16 protein-coding genes are annotated in these 18,210 nt (G+C 27.5%); 15 read left to right on the top strand and 1 reads right to left on the bottom strand.

Annotated features, from left to right (window positions below):
• Positions 1-416: 416 nt before the first annotated feature.
• The 4 genes from ACJDTP_RS23960 (at position 417) to ACJDTP_RS23945 (ending at position 4,171) form a co-directional block, all read left to right on the top strand.
• Positions 417-2,222: a sensor domain-containing diguanylate cyclase gene (locus ACJDTP_RS23960; protein ID WP_406762662.1), complete on the top strand. Its 1,806-nt coding sequence runs from the start codon at positions 417-419 to the stop codon at positions 2,220-2,222.
• Positions 2,223-2,267: 45 nt separating this feature from the next.
• Positions 2,268-3,047: a class I SAM-dependent methyltransferase gene (locus tag ACJDTP_RS23955; protein ID WP_406762661.1), complete on the top strand. Its 780-nt coding sequence runs from the start codon at positions 2,268-2,270 to the stop codon at positions 3,045-3,047.
• A 106-nt stretch (positions 3,048-3,153) separates the two neighbouring features.
• Entirely contained in the window at positions 3,154-3,345 is a 192-nt protein-coding gene (locus ACJDTP_RS23950; protein ID WP_103699348.1) for a YwbE family protein, read from the top strand.
• A 361-nt stretch (positions 3,346-3,706) separates the two neighbouring features.
• Positions 3,707-4,171, top strand: coding sequence for a hypothetical protein (locus ACJDTP_RS23945; protein ID WP_406762660.1), 465 nt, complete (start codon positions 3,707-3,709; stop codon positions 4,169-4,171).
• 55 nt (positions 4,172-4,226) lie between these two features.
• Here the strand turns inward: ACJDTP_RS23945 and ACJDTP_RS23940 are convergent, their stop codons facing one another.
• Positions 4,227-4,421, bottom strand: a complete 195-nt coding sequence (locus ACJDTP_RS23940; RefSeq protein ID WP_406762659.1) for a CopG family ribbon-helix-helix protein — start codon at positions 4,419-4,421, stop codon at positions 4,227-4,229.
• Positions 4,422-4,539: 118 nt separating this feature from the next.
• Here ACJDTP_RS23940 and ACJDTP_RS23935 point away from each other — a divergent pair, with 118 nt between their 5' ends.
• The 11 genes from ACJDTP_RS23935 (at position 4,540) to ACJDTP_RS23885 (ending at position 18,152) form a co-directional block, all read left to right on the top strand.
• Positions 4,540-7,716: a helicase-related protein gene (locus ACJDTP_RS23935; protein ID WP_406762658.1), complete on the top strand. Its 3,177-nt coding sequence runs from the start codon at positions 4,540-4,542 to the stop codon at positions 7,714-7,716.
• A gap of 2 nt (positions 7,717-7,718) precedes the next feature.
• Positions 7,719-11,228 carry an Eco57I restriction-modification methylase domain-containing protein gene (locus tag ACJDTP_RS23930; RefSeq protein ID WP_406762657.1) on the top strand — a complete coding sequence of 1,170 codons (3,510 nt, stop codon included), beginning with the start codon at positions 7,719-7,721 and terminating at the stop codon, positions 11,226-11,228.
• Between the two features lie 13 nt (positions 11,229-11,241).
• The gene (locus ACJDTP_RS23925) at positions 11,242-11,463 is read left to right on the top strand and encodes a YdbC family protein (RefSeq protein WP_406762656.1); all 222 of its coding nucleotides are present in this window, start codon (positions 11,242-11,244) and stop codon (positions 11,461-11,463) included.
• A 125-nt stretch (positions 11,464-11,588) separates the two neighbouring features.
• On the top strand, positions 11,589-12,296 hold the full coding sequence (locus tag ACJDTP_RS23920) for a hypothetical protein (protein ID WP_406762655.1): 708 nt from the start codon (positions 11,589-11,591) through the stop codon (positions 12,294-12,296).
• 39 nt (positions 12,297-12,335) lie between these two features.
• Positions 12,336-13,469 carry a hypothetical protein gene (locus ACJDTP_RS23915; protein WP_406762654.1) on the top strand — a complete coding sequence of 378 codons (1,134 nt, stop codon included), beginning with the start codon at positions 12,336-12,338 and terminating at the stop codon, positions 13,467-13,469.
• A 397-nt stretch (positions 13,470-13,866) separates the two neighbouring features.
• On the top strand, positions 13,867-14,691 hold the full coding sequence (locus ACJDTP_RS23910; RefSeq protein ID WP_406762653.1) for a CPBP family intramembrane glutamic endopeptidase: 825 nt from the start codon (positions 13,867-13,869) through the stop codon (positions 14,689-14,691).
• On the top strand, positions 14,688-14,822 hold the full coding sequence (locus tag ACJDTP_RS23905; protein WP_278286309.1) for a hypothetical protein: 135 nt from the start codon (positions 14,688-14,690) through the stop codon (positions 14,820-14,822). The genes ACJDTP_RS23910 and ACJDTP_RS23905 overlap by 4 nt, the downstream gene beginning before the upstream one ends.
• Before the next feature lie 742 nt (positions 14,823-15,564).
• Positions 15,565-16,275: a Fic family protein gene (locus ACJDTP_RS23900; protein WP_206490976.1), complete on the top strand. Its 711-nt coding sequence runs from the start codon at positions 15,565-15,567 to the stop codon at positions 16,273-16,275.
• A 290-nt stretch (positions 16,276-16,565) separates the two neighbouring features.
• Entirely contained in the window at positions 16,566-16,925 is a 360-nt protein-coding gene (locus tag ACJDTP_RS23895) for a DUF4258 domain-containing protein (protein ID WP_206490982.1), read from the top strand.
• The gene (locus ACJDTP_RS23890; protein WP_103699388.1) at positions 16,922-17,359 is read left to right on the top strand and encodes a helix-turn-helix domain-containing protein; all 438 of its coding nucleotides are present in this window, start codon (positions 16,922-16,924) and stop codon (positions 17,357-17,359) included. The genes ACJDTP_RS23895 and ACJDTP_RS23890 overlap by 4 nt, the downstream gene beginning before the upstream one ends.
• A complete protein-coding gene (locus ACJDTP_RS23885) occupies positions 17,343-18,152 on the top strand; it encodes an ImmA/IrrE family metallo-endopeptidase (RefSeq protein ID WP_103699387.1) in 810 nt (269 codons plus the stop codon). The genes ACJDTP_RS23890 and ACJDTP_RS23885 overlap by 17 nt, the downstream gene beginning before the upstream one ends.
• Positions 18,153-18,210: the final 58 nt, after the last annotated feature.

Genomic DNA, 18,210 nt, shown 5'->3' with positions numbered 1-18,210 from the left:
TTGTTTTGTTCATTTTATATTAATGGATATTTTTCACAATAAATTATTTTGGGAATTTCATTTTGCAACATATATATCTTACAAAAATAATCCTTCATAATAATTCTAAAAAAATTACAAAAATTTTATCCTTAATTGTAAACTATGACTTGAGAATCGCAAATTGCGAACTATGAATCGCAAATTGAGAATTGTGCATTGTGAACTGAGAATTGATAATTGTGCATTGTGAATCATGAATTGATAATTGAGAATTATGAATTGTGAACTGTGCATTGTGAATTGAAAAGTGAGAATTGTGCATTGTGAATTGATAACTGATAATTGTGCATTGCAACATATATAAATATTTAATTAGATGTATGAATATTGTAGATATATATAATTTATAAGATTAAAAGGGGGAGAGGTGAAATATGAAATTGTATGTAAAAGGTATCGGTTTTAAATCTATTAGAAATGCATTTATAGTTCCATTTATAGCACCTATAGTCATAGCTTTAGTTTTTGTAACCATTACTTTAATGAATGGAAGCCAAAGAGCTGTAGATTCAGTATTAAGAGAAATGAGTCAATCTATGCTTCAGCAAGTTAAAATTCAATTAGATAATCGATTTAGTGAAGCAAATAAATTAAATGAGATACATATAGATTCTTTTAAAGCAGGTTTTCTTAATCTAGATGATCAAAGTGGAAGAGAAAGATATTTCGTTAGCCTATTAAAGAATTTCAATGATGTTGCTATGACTTATGTTGGATTAAAGGATGGATCATTTTATGGTGCCAGGCGTACTATAGATGGAAATATACAAGTTGTTAGAAATAATAAAATGACCAAAGGATCTTCAGAATACTATAGTACATCAGAAAACGGAGAAGGGCTTTTTTTTGTTGAAAAGTTTGATGATTTTGATCCTAGAACAAGACCATGGTATATAAAAGCAGTATCGAATGAATCCTCAAGTTTTAGTGATATATATAATCATTTTGTATTTAAAGAACCAACAATAACTGTCAGCACTCCTATTTATGAAAATAATGAACTCATAGGAGTATTTGGGGTAGACTATCTTCTAACTTGGCTTGGAAAAACCCTAAACAGTTTACCAATAGGTAAATCTGGTCAAATTTTTGTAGTTAATTCCAATAATCAATTGGTAGCTTCATCTTCCGACGAGAAAATTTTTAAGATTGAAGATGGAAAGTCACAATTGATAAAAGCAGAAGAAAGCGAAAATAAAATTATTCGAAAGACAATAGAGTTATCAGAAAATCTTCCAGAAAGTAAATTGATAAATTTTGATGTTAACGAGGAAAAATATTACGCCAACTCGGAAAGCTTTGAAAAAAATGGAGTTGAATGGAGAATATATATTGTTTTATCTGAAGCGGATTTTTTATCTGAAATGAATTATACTATTAGAAAAACAGAAATGTTTAATATACTATTTATCTTGTTATTTCTAGTATTTGGTTTCTGGATAGCAAGAAGGATTACAAAGCCTATTGTTAATCTTAATGCTTCAGCAAAGGCATTAACAGAAGGTACTTTTAAATATGTAGATCATGAAAATCGTCAAGATGAACTAGGACAGTTAACAAAATCCTTTAATATTATGGGTTCTCAGCTAACAGGTTTAGTAGCTAATCTAGAAATGCAGGTAGCAGAACGCACTCGTGAACTAGAAGAAAGAAATGAATTTTTACAAGAACTATCTTTTTTTGATGGACTTACTGGTATTCCTAATAGAAGGCGATTTGATGAGTTCTTTAACAAGGCATTTAGTTCAAGTATTAGAAATTCTAAGCCTATAGCAATATTGATGCTAGATGTCGATGAGTTTAAAAAATATAACGATACATATGGTCATCTAAAAGGAGATGAATGTATTAAAAATGTTGCAGCTGTTTTAAAAAATACCATTAAAAGAAAATCTGATATGGCTGCAAGATATGGTGGAGAGGAATTTATAGTACTCCTTCAAGATACAGATAAAGATAGCATTATAAAAATTTCAAAAGAAATAATGAGAGGCATAAAAGATTTAAATATGGAACATGTTGAATCAATCTATGGAGTAGTGACAGTAAGCATAGGCATAGTTTATGATATTCCAAATAAAAATCAAAATTCTGCAGAATTTATTGCAAAGGCAGATGAAGCATTATATTATTCAAAAAATAACGGTAAAAATCGAGTTGAATTTGCTAAAAATCAATGAAAATAAATTAGAGCACAAGGCAGCTGGAAAGACAGAGAGGGAAAAATGAAGATTGCAGTTACTACTACAAGAGATGCAGATGAAAGCTTAAATTATAAAGCAAAAGGTGTATCTAAAGATTTAAACATATCATATATAAAAAGAGGTAATTTTAGTATCAAAGAAACAATTTTGAAAGATGGTTTTGACTATTTATTAGTAGTTGAAAGAGATAAGATTGTTATAAAGGGAGAAGATAGTGCACTATTTTGGCATCCTAATATGTCAGAACTTAAGGTTAAATCAATAAGACAAGGAAATAAGGAAGCCATAATAGAGGCAACAAAATTAGAAGAAGGAAATAGCATACTAGATTGTACATTAGGTCTTGCAGGTGATTCTCTTGTCTTTTCAGCAGTTGTTGGAGAAAAGGGATATGTAGTAGGTACGGAAATTAATAAGTATATAGCTTATTTAAGTAAATGTGGATTAGAAAACTATAATGGTGTTAATGGTAAAAATATAGATAATATAAAGGTTGTTAATGAATCATATGAAGACTATATTTTAAAGCAGGGAGATAATAGTTTTGATGTAGTATATTTTGATCCTATGTTTAAAGAACCAAATAGAAAATCAACATCAATAAATTCCTTTAGAGATTTTGCAGATCACAAAGGATTAACAAAAGATATTTTAATGGAAGCACTTAGAGTATGTTCAAAAAGAGTTGTTATTAAAGAAAGACAAGGCTCTAATGATTTTGAAAAGCTAGGAATAGAAAAATATTATGGCGGCAAAAAAAGAGGTTCAATTATTTATGGAGTAATTGAAAAAAATATATAAGAAATTTAGATGTGCTAAGGTAAGAAGTTTTATATGCAAGGTTTAAATAATAATTAGTTTAGTGTACAATGGGATAAATATTAATCATAGATGAGAGGAAATTGAAATGAACGGAACAAATAGAAGCAATATTAAAATAGGAGCAACAGTTTTAGTTGTTCAAAAGCAGGATCAACGTACAGGAAAATTGACAGAAGGAATAGTTAAGAAGATACTTACTAATTCACCAGAGCATCATCGTGGCATAAAAGTAATGCTTGAGAGCGGTATTGTGGGCAGGGTGAAAGAGATAAAGTAACAGTTATTATAATATTATTGGCGGATTTCAAAGGTCGCGCTTTACTGTATAATCTAATATGTTGCCTAATACAAAGCACGTGGAGACAGTGGTTCTGCTATATAAGAAGTAAAAGCATTGAAAATACTTGGTTTGAAATAATTATAAATATGTTCCCTTACACAGCAAAAAGTATTAATGGTTGAGTAGGTGAATATTGTTTTATTATATTAGGAGACAGCAAATATTTAGATATAATAAAGAGCATCACTTTGTGGGTGCTTTTTGTTATGTTTAAAGTTAATAAATATATTATCTTAGGTTATACTATATTAACAAGAAATAATTATGGTATAATATCCTGTACTTGGAGGTAGTGAAAATGTATTTATATATAACGTTAGATGAGGCTGTAAACAGAGAGAATAGTATAAAATTAATTAATGAAAAAATAAATTCTAAGATATATGATATAAGATTTATAGATTCATATATTAGTAGAAATTATGAAACACTAATCTTTAGAGCAGAGATAGGTGAAGACCAATTCAATAATATTAAATCTATTATTAAGGATGAAGATTACATTTTAGAAATAGATAAATATATGAAGTATTACTATAGTTTTATAAGTTCAAAAGATTCCAGTGATATTAATAATAGTATAAAGAAAGTTTTAAATGATAAGGGATATGAATTTAAATTAAGTAGGTCACATTCTGAAAATGGAGAGTTGTTTATGTTGCTTAAGATTTTGAACATAAATCCATTGGATAAGGAAGAATTAACAAAGGTTGAAGATAACATTGAAAGCATAGAGGGAATAGATAGAATTATAAAATACTAGTATATGTATGTGAATTTGAAAGCTAAAGTAAGTCTGTGATGGATTTACTTTAGCTTTATTTTTTAGTATCTTTTTTTAATACTTCTACAGAATCAATGTAATGTTCCATAGCAAATTTAATAAGTTCATTTCTAGAATAACCACTTTCATTACTTAGTATATCAAATCTAGATAGTAATGATTTATCAATTCTAATACTGAAGGTTGAAGTGGTATCTTCTTTAGGTTTTAATATTATTTTAGTATTCATAGTAAACCTCCCTACTACTTAAAAGTATAGATGAGAAAATAAATTATTAATATCACACAATTTGTAACACAAAAATGGTATAATTTTTATGTTACAAATTAGTAAGGGAGGGATAAATTTGAATAATGATTTAACCTTTTTTACAAATGAAGAAGGTAGGACACTACTTGATAGATTTAATAGTATTTTAAAAACTAATACGCAGTATTTTGATGTATTGGTAGGGTATTTTAGAACAAGTGGATTTTATAATTTATATAAAACTATGGGAGAAATAGATAAAATAAGAATATTAGTTGGATTGAATGTAGATTCAAAGACTGTAGAGATAATAAACCAAGCCAATAATGAAGTGGAAACTTCACAATTTTCTTATAAGGAAGCTAAAGATAATTTTTCCAATGAGGTTGAAAGTGAATTTGTAAAATCTGATGATACACTAGAAATTGAACAAGGGGTAATAACATTTATAAATTGGCTTAAAGCTGGAAAAATTGAAATGAGAATTTATAAAGAAGCACCAATTCATGCAAAATTGTACATAATGCGTAAAGATGAGGAAAAAAGTCCTGACTATAGAGGAAGTGTAATAACTGGCTCTAGTAATTTTTCGTTAGCAGGATTTAGGAATAATCTTGAGTTTAATGTTGAATTAAAAGATGGAAGAGATATTGATTTTGCATTAGAAAGATTTGAAGAGTTATGGGTAAAGTCTGTTGATATTAAAGAAGAATACATTGATACAATTGAAAACAGGACATGGCTTAAAAATGATATTACACCCTATGAATTGTATTTGAAAACTATATATGAATTCTTCAAAGAAGAAATAAATGCAGATAAAGAATCAGTATTAGATAAGATTTTACCAGATGGATATATGAGACTTCAATATCAATTAGATGCAATGACTCAAGCAAAGAAAATTCTTGAAACTTATGGAGGAGTATTTATATCAGATGTAGTTGGTCTTGGGAAAACATACATATGTGCAATGCTCGCAAAAACTTTAAGAAAAGGACATAACAAATTAATTATTTGTCCACCAGTATTAATTGATTATTGGAATGAAGTTATGAAAGAATTTGATGTTGTAGCAGATGTGGTGTCTTTAGGAAAATTAGATAGAATCTTAGAAGATGAAAGATTACTTAATCAATATCAGTATGTGTTTATTGATGAAGCACATCGTTTTAGAAATCAAGATACTGAAAACTTTAAATTATTACATCAAATTTGCTATAACAAAAAAGTAATACTTATTTCAGCAACACCAATTAACAACTATTCATCAGATATAGAAAATCAAATTTATTTATTTCAATCAAAACATAATAGTACTATTATGCCTAAAGATAAAAACTTAGAAGGCTTTTTTGCAAAGCTTAAAACTAAGTTAAACAAATTTGAACGTGGTACACCAGAATATTATATTCAGCTTCGTAAGAATTCAGAACAAATAAGAGATAAAGTACTAAGAAATATAATGATAAGAAGAACTCGTAAAGAGATAATGGAATTTTATAAAGATGATTTAGATAAACAAGGATTAAAGTTTCCTAGTTTAGGTACACCAGAAAAAATAGTTTATACCTTTGATAAACTCACAGATGAAGTCTTTAAGGAAACAATGCTAATAATTAAAACTCTTGATTATGCACGTTATACACCACTTTTATATTTAAAGAATAATAAAAAATTTGCAACTATGTTAGTATCACAAAGAAATATGAATGGCTTTATGAAATCAATACTTGTTAAAAGGCTTGAAAGTAGTTTTTTTGCATTTAGAAAAACTCTTGACCGTTTTATAGAATCATATTCAAGATTTATTGAAATGACTAAAGTAGGAGATATTTATATTAGTAAAAAAGTGAATGTATATGATTTATTAGACAATGGTGATGATAGTAAACTTGAAGAACTTGAAAAATCGGATAAACTGCAACATTTTAAAATTGATGAATTTACAGAAGATTTTATACCTTCGCTTCAAAGAGATTTAGGAATGCTAAAAAGATTAAAAACAGATTGGGACAATATAAATGACGATCCAAAGCTTGAGCAATTTAAGGTTGAATTAAAGGACAATAAAATTTTAAAAGGAAGTAAGATAATTATTTTTACTGAGTCTAAAGAAACAGCATATTATTTAGGCGAAAATTTAAAGAATATTTACAAGGATAGAGTAGTAGCTTTTAGTGGAGAAAGCAGTGAATATTTAAAAAGAGATATTGAATATAGTTTTAATCCTAAATACAAGGAAGAAAAAAAAGATAAGTATGATGTTTTAATAACAACGGATGTATTAGCAGAGGGTGTTAATTTACATCGTTCAAATGTACTTATAAATTATGACTTGCCTTGGAATCCTACAAGGATGATGCAAAGAAGCGGTCGTATAAATAGAGTCGGTAGCGAGCATGAAAGAATCTATATTTTTAACTTTTTTCCAACATCACAAGCTGATAGTCAATTGTCATTAAAAGATCGTATTATAGAAAAGTTGCAAGCATTTCATGATACTTTGGGAGAAGACTTCAAATATTTATCAGAGGAAGAAGATGTAAGTTCACATAAACTATATCAAGATTTAACACAAAATTTAGATGATGAAGAAGAAGGAGCAAATCCAGAACTAGCATATCTTGCAGAGATTCGTAAAATAAGGGATACAGACATAAATCTATTTCAGAAAATAAAGCATCTTCCAATAAAGGCTAGAGTAGGTAAGTATACTAATAAAGTATTGGACAAGGCTACAGTAACATTTTTAAGAAAAGGGTATCTAAAATCATTCTTTAAAACAGAAAATGGTGTTACAGAAGACATTACTTTTATGAACGCAATTTCATATATAAAAGCTTTAAAGGAAGAAAAATCAGTTATTGTTGATGAAATTTATTTTGAACACTTAAGTGAAAATAAAAAAGCTTTTGATAACAGAATAAATACAGAAGATGAAATTATAAATGAAAAACCATCTATCACTGGAAATGATGCAAAAATGGTTAAATTACTTAAATCATTATCTAAATGCAAGAAGTTTACTGATAATGATGATGAACTAATTAGCAAGATGTTAAGACTTTGGGAGAATGGAGAAGTATCTCAAGCTTTAACTAAAGAAATATTTAAAGAAGTTAAAAAGATAGAAGATGAGTTGCAAGCATTTTCTTATATAAAGGATATTATTCCAAAAAGATATTTTGAAGAAAGAGAAACTAAGGCAAAAATTAATAACAAGGAAAAACAAATTGTTTTATCTTGCTTTATGAAAAATGGGGGTATATAAATATGGATGGTAAAAGAGCAATCTTAGAAAATACTTTTACTAAAACTTATGAATCAGAAAGATTTACACAATTTATAAAGGAATTTTTCAATAATTGCACCATTGTTAGCAAGGTATATAAAGACTATTGGAATTGGTCAGAGTTTAGTTATTATATGAATTGCTACACACATATTGGCAACTACATTGACCAAGATAAGAATAAGATAGCAATATTTGCTGTAGAGCTTAAGAAAAATAGAAATGTTGAAAGAGCTAGAAGTATGCAAAGAAATTTTATTTCAAAGCTCCTTTCAAAAGCAAATTATGATGCGGCTATAGTTGCATTCTATTCAGAGGATGAACCCAAATGGAGACTTTCATTAGTAAGGTTAGATTATGAATTTGCAAAGGGTAGAGTAAAATCTAAATTGACTCCAGCAAAAAGATATTCTTATTTAGTAGGCGAAAAAGAACCTTGTCACACTGCTAAGGAAAGACTGCTACCTATCTTTGAAAATGATAAATTTAATCCTACACTTGATAATATAGAAGAAGCATTTAATGTTGAAAAAGTAACAGAAGAATTCTTTAAAAAGTATAGGGAAAAGTATTGTGAGTTAAAAGATCATCTTGATGAAAGCAATGATTTTAATGAGGAAGCTGAAAAACATAATTTCACAAGTGAGCAATTTGCAAAAAAGTTAATGGGGCAATTAGCATTCTTGTATTTTATACAGAAAAAAGGTTGGTTAGGTGTTAAAGTATTACCACATGTTATTAATGATAAACAATACAAAAATGCTTATTATAATAACAATAAATCTGCAAGAAGAATAGTCCCTCAAGTCTATAAACAAGTTTCAGAGAATTCATATAAACTAAATTATGAAGAATTAAAGAAACTTAATGATGACGATTCAGATATTTTGGCAGGATGTTTTACATCAGAAAAATGGGGGAGCGGAGAAAAAGGATTCATACGTCATTTATATAGTAATTGTAAAAAAGTTAAAGAAAAAGAAGAGAAGAATTTCTTTGATGACTATTTAGAACCACTTTTTTATGAAGCTTTAAATCATAAAAGAGGAGATAACAATTATTATAATAAGTTTAATTGTAAGATACCATTTTTAAATGGTGGACTTTTTGAACCATTAGAAAACTATGATTGGAAGAACTCAACTTTTGAAATTCCTAATGAATTATTTTCTAATATAGATATTAAAGATGAAGAAAATGCAGATGGTATTTTAGATATATTTGATAGATATAATTTTACAATGAATGAAGATGAGCCATTAGAAAGAGAAGTGGCAGTAGATCCTGAAATGTTAGGTAAAATTTTTGAAAACCTTCTTGATGTAAAGGATAGAAAATCAAAAGGTGCTTTCTATACTCCTCGTGAAATAGTTCATTATATGTGTCAAGAAAGTCTTGTAAATTACTTGGTCAACGAAACAGGAATTGAGTATGAAGACATAAAGGATTTTATTATTTATGGTGAAATAATGAAAGATGAAGATACAGGAAAGGAAGTTAAATTAGGAACAGAACAAATGCAGATTCCATTATCAGTATATAATAATATTAAATTAATAGATGATAAATTAGCAGATGTAAGAATAGCTGATCCAGCAGTTGGCTCAGGAGCATTTCCAATGGGGATGATTAGTGAAATTGTAAAAGCTAGAAATAATATAACTGAATATTTTGTAGCTCAATACGTTATTACTAAAGAAATGACTGATTCAGAAAAAAAGCTAAAACAATCCCAAAGGGCAAGACTTTATGAAAATCGCAATCCATATAAATTGAAAAGGAATATAATTAAAAATTCAATATATGCAGTTGATATAGAAGCAAGTGCAGTAGATATAACAAAGCTTCGTATATGGCTATCATTAGTAGTAGATGAAGATCTAGAACCAACATATGATGATATAATTATGGGATTTGATAAGCAAAAGGATCCACAGGCATTACCTAATCTTGATTATAATATTATGTGTGGGAACAGTTTAATAGATGAGTTCGAAGGAATTAAATTATTTGATGAGAGCATATTAGACAAAAAAGAGCATACATCAAAAAGTGAAATATCTAATTGGCAAGTATCACTATTTAATGATAATATTGAAAAACTTCTAGAAGATTTATTTAAAGAACAAGATAGATTTTATGGAGAAGATGATAGTAAACATAAATTAGAAATAAAGAAAAATATTGAAAAGATAGTTGATGATATGATAAGGTTGAAACTAGCAAATGATAATAATTCAGAGGGACTAGAAAAATATGAAGAAAGTTTAAAAGCAAAAACAAAACCTTATTTTCTTTGGAAACTTGAATTTGGTAAGGTTTTTAAGGACAAAGGTGGATTTGATATTATAATAGGAAATCCACCATATGGAGCAAAATTTGATAGCAAAACTAAAAAGATATTAAATAAAAAATATATTAATGTTCCAGATTATGAATCGGCTGATTATTTTATATATAAGGGAATGGAAATGTTAAAAATAAGTGGATACATCAGTTATATTATTCCGAACACAATACTTTCAAATTTGCATGCAGAGAAACTAAGAAAAGATTTAGTTCATACATGGCAAATTAATTTTATAGATAATTTATCAGAAATTGATGTTTTCGAATCAGCTAAGGTTAGAACTTGTATATTAGCTCTAAAAAATTATTTTAGCGATAATTATAAAGTGAAATTTTCAAACCCAATAATTAATAGCGGAGTATATAGTGTTTTAAATAAGAAAGAAATAGAAAAAAGTTCTCTTATTAAGAACAGTAATAATTGGTTAAATATATTTTATAAAGATGAAAAAACTATAAATTTAGTTAACAAGTTAAAGGAGAATTCTATTCAACTAGGAATCATTAGTGAAATATCCCAAGGATTAATACCTTATGATAAATATAGGGGACATAGTGAAGAAACAATAAAGAATAGGATCTGGCATTCTAGTTGTAAAAAGGATGAAACCTTTAAGAAGGAATTACAAGGTAAAGATATAGAACGATACAAGTTACATTGGAATGGTCAAACATGGATAAGCTATGGAGAATGGCTTGCAGCACCAAGAAAAAAAGAGTTTTTCACTTATAAGAGAATATTAGTAAGAGAAATAACTAATCCTAGAATATTAGCAACTATTGTAGATGAAGAATATTATAATACACCATCAATAATAAATATAATTAATATAAAGAATGTTGATTACAAATATATTTTAGGTTTATTAAACTCAAAATTAATGTCCTATTATCATATAAATACATCACCTAAAGCTAATAAGGGTTTATTTCCTAAAATATTAGTTAATGATATAAGGAATCTACCAATAAAATTAACAGATGATAATAGAATGAAACAAATAGTGAAACTTGTAGATAATATATTAGATAAAGAAATAGATGACATAAAAAGTATAGAAAAATGCATAGATGATATGGTATATACTATATATGAATTAAGTGATGTTGAAATACAAGAAATAGAGAATTATTTTAATTAGGATTGGAGTATATATGGCAGATATTAAATTTGAAATTAAAGAAACCACAGGAGTTCTTTCAGAATCAGCTAAAGGTTGGAAGAAAGAATTAAACCTAATTTCTTGGAATGATAAAGAGCCTAAGTATGATATTAGAGACTGGGATTCAGAACATAAGAAAATGGGTAAAGGAGTAACTTTATCTTTGGATGAATTAAAGAAACTTAGGGATATACTTAATGATATGGAGTTATAATTAAAAAGAGAAACATCAGTGTAACTACTGGTGTTTTTTTGTACAAACAATTGGAATTTAGGAGGAATATTACCATTTATAAAGAATACTGTAATTATATAAAATTTTATAATGAGGTGTGATTTATGGAACTTGAAGAAATTTTAAAAATTATAAAAGAAGACTTCCCAGATAAATCAATTGATATTTCAGAAAGTTTAGGACTTTTAATGGATACTATTGATGATGTTATGAATAGAATAAATGAAAAAATAGGACAATCATATTCAAATAGAGATTTTTCAACTATTGAAAAATACACGACTCTTGGTAAGGCAATTAATTTCTATGAAACAAAAATTGATGAAATAATTAATTTTACAAGAATAGAAGAGGCTGATATTACTGAGGAGAATGCAGAAGAGGATATAACTAGAATTCTACCTAATTATGATGAATATGTTGTTGATAATAAGGTGGAGCATACTTTATACGAAAACTTTACTCATATAAGACCATTTGGATTTAGAATTAATGATAGTAAATTTATCGAAGTGAAAACGTGGCAAGAAATGCTATTAAAGACTTGTGATATGTTTATTTGTATAGATTCTGAAAAATTCTTGAACTTTGAAAACAATAAAACTATGAATGGTAAAAAGAATAAATATTTTTCAATAGATGAGAAAAAATTACGAAAGCCAGAAAAAGTAGCTGATAAAATATATATTGAAACTAATATGAGTGGAAACTCAATCAGAAACTTAATAGTTAAGATACTTAAGAAATATGGAATTAAGGTAAATAATTATAAAGTTTATTTTAGAGCGGATTATACTCAAATAAATAGATAAATTAACAACTATAATTAAAGCGAATGGAGTTGTTATTAAATGAAGATGAATGATAATGATATTTATAATAATGCATTTTTGCTATTGAATAGTGAATATAATATTGAGAATGAGGAAAATTCATTATTGTTTGATAAGCTTACATATATTATATTTTGCATAGCTATTCTACCAAAAAATGAATATAGTCTTTCTATACTAAATCAATTCTCTAATGTATATTTAGGGGTAAAAGATCTCCAACATGAATGGTGTTTTACAGATGAATTTATTAGCTTGATAAATATGTCATACTATAAAATGAAAGAAAAATTTCCGTTAAAGAAAGGAATAAAATTTATTGCAAAAATTTTGAGAGAACAACTTATAAATGAACCTTTTAGGAATGGAATAGAAATTGGCGTATTAGAAAATATATTTGACTTAAAAAATACTCCTTATTTGAAAGAAGGATTACCTTATTATTCAAGAATAGGATTAGGATATCATTCTGGAATGGTTGCTAATGAGGAACAACAACTATTAGAAGACGCTTTTTTTATGCTTGCACTTGCTGAAAAAGAATATAATATAATGAATGATGTTGCAATAAAACTAAAAAAAGATAAAAAAGTTATTAAAGAAAATCAATTAGAGATAGTTAGTAGATTTAATAGAAATGTATGTACATTATGTAGGAATGGATTAATAAATTTTTTTGCTTATTTTGAAGCTTTGATGAATGGAATTAGTCTTGATTATGTATATAAAAATGAAAATATGATTTCAGAAGAAGAACGATTTTTATTGAAAGGAAAAAATAGTAAGGGGACTAATTATATAAAAATGGGGGATAGAATTGAATATATTCAAAAAATTATTGGTGGAAAAGTAATTTATAAGACTAAAAATCATCAACAATTAAAAGAAAAATGTTTTATTGAATTACTTAATAAATTTAAAAATCAGCGTGATGTTTCGGTACATTTTTCAATAGAAAAAGGAAAAATTCTTATTCCTCCAGATATTTGGCTATTGGATCTTAAAAGTATTGCTAAATATTGTATTGATGCATCTCAAAAGATTTGGATAGCTTGTTATCATAATGAGAATTATCCTGATTATCTAAGAAAATTTGATTACAATTTGCTTTATAATAATGCAAAAATAAGAGTAGAAACTGAAAATAGTTGATTATAGAGATAGCAAGCACACCTAAGTCGTGCAACGATCTCTGAGGTTTAAATATTACCAGATACAAGTTAGCTGATTAAATTAGCAACTTCAGCCCGTCGGACTTCAGAAGCAACCACAGGGGGTATTTGTGAGGGAAGAATGACTGAACTTGTTATAGTTATGCCTTCACCATTCGGATATGGTAGGAATAAGATACTTATAAATTTGATTAGAGAATGTTACACAATAACTTGCATAGTGTACTATAATTATAAAAAATACAATGTATTATAAAGTTGTTATTGGTAGTTTCAGGATATAGATTGTTATATGCATGGACATAGTTATGTATCATAATAGTAGAAGTTGGTAGTTATTTATTTCAATTAATATGTAAATATAGATGGAGGTTTTTATGGAGTGTGTACATAAAGATGATAATGAAATAAAGGGTGGTATCAGTATTTGGGAGAGTATTATGATACTACTTCTAATAATCGGGCTTCAAGTAATAGGTGGAATTTTTATAGCTATGTTAATGGGTATTCTTAATAATGCAAGTGGAATTGAAATTATAAACAATGCTTATGCATCTGCTATTGGCAATATGATAGCGTATATTATTATATATAAGAGTTTATTAAAGAAAAATAAGTTTGACATAAAATTAAAATGTAGGTTTGATATAAAAATTACCATTTGTTGTTTATTCATTTTAATTGGGTATACTTTAACATATGATAATACAATTAGTTTGATAGTACAAAATCTAGTCTCTGAAAGTTCGATTGATGCTGTTTTTACAGAAATGTTACAAACTCCATTTGCAGCGTTTTGCTCGATGGTATTTATAGCTCCTATTTTTGAAGAGTTATTTATGAGAGGAATAATATTGGAACAATTATCAAGAAGGTATAAGCCTATTATATCAATAACTGTCTCAGCATTATTATTTGCAATTTTGCACTTAAATGTGATCCAGGGGATTAATGCCTTTTTACTAGGCATAATTTTGGGATTAGTATATTTAAAAACAAGAAACCTTATTATAACTATTTTATTACATGGTTTGAATAATTTATTCTGTTATATAGTATCATATTTTCCAGAACTATATAAAGTGGATTTCAGTCCTATTAAGCTAGCAGTTGGAGTTGTTTTGTTAGTTATATCATTGTATATTTTCAAACGGTTTGAAATATCTAGAGAGACTGATAAAACAGGAGAAGAAGCTCTTTGACAGTTATGTGGAAAGTCATTCAGAGAAGCAATATGGGAATAGCAATTTCAGCCCTTCGTACTTTAGAATCACCCCTCGAGGGTCTTTGTGAAGGAAGAATGACTGAACTTGCTAATAAGTTAAAATTGTAAGGAATATAGCTTTTTGCAACATATTGAAGGAATAATTGAATGAAAAGCACATAAACAGATTAATCAATCTAATTATGTGCTTTTTTGTGCTATAAAAAATTTCTTGAAGAATTTTTTTACAGTATGCAACAAAATTCACCTCGTTTGTAAGTTATGTTGCGGAAAGGGGGAGAGAAAACGCCTCAACCACTTCGTGACATGTGGAGACAGTGGTTCTACTATATAATTGGAAAAGATTATTTTAGATTAATGTAATTTAGGTTATAATAAAGCTAGCAAGACAAAAAAGAAATGGAAGTGATTAAATGGAATCCAAAGCACTACCAATAGGCATAGATAATTTTGAAATGTTAATAACAAGAGGACATTATTTTATTGATAAAACTTTGCTTATATGGAATGGCTTTTTATAGAAAAGACTGCCTGATAAAAATTAAAGAGTCATAGTTATTATTGAGATGATATTTAACTTAAATGAAATGTTTATTTAAAGGGTAGTGTAAAAAATATATGAAAAATCAATTCGACTACCATTTAATGTCTAGCAACTTCAGCCCTTCGGACTTCAGAAGCACCCCTCGAGGGTATTTGTGAGGGAAGAATGAGTGAACTTGCTATGGGGAATGTAGAATAGAGAATAGGAGATAATTTTGAAAAGAGGAAATAATTCTCCACAGGATACCCTTGCAGGGCATCAATTCTTAATTTTCAATTCTCAATTAAAAAAGAGGGTGGTGTAAAAATGCAAAACATAGATTATAAAAAATTTCTACAAGTATTACAAGAAACTAAAGGTCTTCATAATTCTTTAAATGAAATATTAAAATATGATTTTATATATCATTCAAATAAAATAGAAGGAAGCAATTTTACACCAGAAGCACTACAGCTTTTATTTGAAAAAAATATAGTTCAGGGTACTCATAAATTAGATGATGTTCAAGAAACAGTAAATTCATTTTATACATTTGATATGGTAATTGATACCTTAGATAAAAAGCTAACTTTAGACATGATAAAGGAATGGCATGGGAGTTTAATGTATAGAACAAGTTTGTATGACATGGGACTTGCTGGAATATTTAAAAAATATCAAAATAAAATACTTGGAGCTGATTTTGAAACAGCAAGTCCTTTGGAAGTTGAAGATAAGTTGAATATTTTAATAAATAATTTTAACTCACTAGAAAAAGTAACAATTGAGGATATAGCAAGATTTCATTTAGAGTTTGAAGTCATTCATCCATTTCAAGATGGCAATGGAAGAATAGGGCGATTTATATATTTAAAACAGTTACTAGATAATAGATTACCACTAAAATATATGAATGGTGAATCAGCAGATGAATATAAAAAGGCATTAGGTGGTTCTTTAAAAGATAATATAAAACCATTAACTCAATATATAGAAAATCAAAAAGATTTTATATTAGAAAATAAGAACATGTTTTAGCAGCAACTTCAGCCCTTCGGACTTCAGAAGCACCCTCGGGGGTATTTGCTAGGGAAGAATGACTGAACTTGTTATTGAGTTCAATGAAAATAGAGTTAAGTGAATCAGATAATTAATTAATAAATTTAATGAATTAAGGAATTGGATAATATTAAAAGTCTTAACAACTTTAGAAAAGTTAAGGCTTTAATTTTTATATTAATTTATAATATTTTATAACAATTTATAATAATTTATTGTAATTTTTTAATTAAATGTGTATATTATATATAAGAAGAGGTAATAAATTTATGATAGATGAGTTGGCAAAGTTACGATGTGAAATGGCTGAAAATAATATACGTCAGAAGGTTAATGATGGTTATTATAGAGTTAGTAATCATGCACTTGATAGAATGGGAGAGCGTAAAATTTCTTTAGAGAAGGTTATAAGTTGCATAACTGAAGGGGAAAATATTGAGGTTCAAATCGGAAATGAAATAGATGATTTTAAAGTGTTATTTCAAGAAGGTAATATAGATAAGCCTGAAGTTTATACGGTAGTGGCAGATAGAGATATTCCTGTTATAGTTACAGTTTGTAGAACAAAAGATGAGGTTTGGGAATGTATCGGAAATGTTTTAAAAAGAAGGGAGATGCATAAAAAATGAGTATGAAATGCTATATTTGTAATCATGAAATGGAAAAGAAAATCACTGCAATTAACACTGGGTGGGGTGATTATAAGGTTACTGTAAATGGTATAAGTGCGTATGTATGTCCAGAATGTGGAGAAATGGTATTAGAGAGTGAAGATGCAATGATGCTTCAAAAGCTTAGTAAGAGCTTAGAAGATATAAAAACTGAAGACAAACCAGATGTTTTAAACCTAACAGAGGTTGCAGATCTTCTAAGGGTAAGTAATCAAACTATATATAATATGATAAAAGATGGTAGAATAAAGGCTGTAAAGTTTGGGAGAGAGTGGAGATTTAATAGAAAAGATATAGATGCTTATATCAATGGTTCATATGATATAGCAGCAAGAAATAAAAAAGGAAAAATAGACTCAAGAGTTGCAGAGACTATTGAAAAATATAAATAAAATGAGTAATTATATATATAACTATCCTGAGCAGTACGCTCAGGATATTGTTTCATCATTTGATTTAACTCCACCTATAGACTTAACAAAAATATGTGAAACATTAGAATTAAAAATCAATTATGAACCATTATATTCAATTGAAGCATTGCTAATAGTATCAGCAGGCAAGAAAAATATAATTATAGATAATTCTAGAGCAATATATCCTCAGAGAGAACGTTTTACTATAGCTCATGAAATTGGACATTATATAATGCCATGGCATGAAAACTTGCAGCAGTGTGATAAGATAGTAAATTTTGATTCAGATGATGAAGTTGAGAATCAAGCAAATGATTTTGCATCAGAATTATTAGTACCAAAAAGTAATTTACTCGAGGACATAAAAGGTAAGAGAATTACGTTGACTTTAATCAAAGATTTAGCTGAACAGTATGGTGTATCTCTAGTAGTAATGGCTAGAAGAGTCTTACAATATGCAGATAGTGAGGCTGTAGTATTAATTTATTATCCAAATGGAAAAAAATATGTTCAAATGAAGTCGAAAACATTTAAGGAAGAACTAAAAGATGGATGTATAACTAAATCATCAGCACATAAATTGTTAACCTCATATAATACAAGTGCTGAAATTAAGGATGTATTGGAAAGTAGTATTTGGTTTAAAGAAAATGGAGATACTTATAAAATTATAGAAGAATCTATGTTTCAAAATAACTTAGGCAGAGTTTTTACATTATTAAGAAAAGCAGATGATGATGATATATTGGATTTATTATGGGACATATAATAAACGGATAATTTAAGATATGTGTAATAGAGAAAAGTCATACTTCCTAAAAAAAGTA

It is taken from the genome of Candidatus Clostridium helianthi (genome assembly GCF_045310795.1).
Lineage (GTDB): Bacteria > Bacillota > Clostridia > Clostridiales > Clostridiaceae > Clostridium > Clostridium helianthi.
This window is presented reverse-complemented; position numbering and strand designations above follow the sequence as displayed.

Bases quoted from the DNA above. Each gene is read 5' to 3' on its own strand.
- ACJDTP_RS23960 (WP_406762662.1), top strand. From the start codon at position 417: ATGAAATTGTATGTAAAAGGTATCGGTTTTAAATCTATTAGAAATGCA.
- ACJDTP_RS23955 (WP_406762661.1), top strand. From the start codon at position 2,268: ATGAAGATTGCAGTTACTACTACAAGAGATGCAGATGAAAGCTTAAAT.
- ACJDTP_RS23950 (WP_103699348.1), top strand. From the start codon at position 3,154: ATGAACGGAACAAATAGAAGCAATATTAAAATAGGAGCAACAGTTTTA.
- ACJDTP_RS23945 (WP_406762660.1), top strand. From the start codon at position 3,707: ATGTATTTATATATAACGTTAGATGAGGCTGTAAACAGAGAGAATAGT.
- ACJDTP_RS23940 (WP_406762659.1), bottom strand. From the start codon at position 4,421: ATGAATACTAAAATAATATTAAAACCTAAAGAAGATACCACTTCAACC.
- ACJDTP_RS23930 (WP_406762657.1), top strand. From the start codon at position 7,719: ATGGATGGTAAAAGAGCAATCTTAGAAAATACTTTTACTAAAACTTAT.
- ACJDTP_RS23925 (WP_406762656.1), top strand. From the start codon at position 11,242: ATGGCAGATATTAAATTTGAAATTAAAGAAACCACAGGAGTTCTTTCA.
- ACJDTP_RS23920 (WP_406762655.1), top strand. From the start codon at position 11,589: ATGGAACTTGAAGAAATTTTAAAAATTATAAAAGAAGACTTCCCAGAT.
- ACJDTP_RS23915 (WP_406762654.1), top strand. From the start codon at position 12,336: ATGAAGATGAATGATAATGATATTTATAATAATGCATTTTTGCTATTG.
- ACJDTP_RS23910 (WP_406762653.1), top strand. From the start codon at position 13,867: ATGGAGTGTGTACATAAAGATGATAATGAAATAAAGGGTGGTATCAGT.
- ACJDTP_RS23900 (WP_206490976.1), top strand. From the start codon at position 15,565: ATGCAAAACATAGATTATAAAAAATTTCTACAAGTATTACAAGAAACT.
- ACJDTP_RS23895 (WP_206490982.1), top strand. From the start codon at position 16,566: ATGATAGATGAGTTGGCAAAGTTACGATGTGAAATGGCTGAAAATAAT.
- ACJDTP_RS23890 (WP_103699388.1), top strand. From the start codon at position 16,922: ATGAGTATGAAATGCTATATTTGTAATCATGAAATGGAAAAGAAAATC.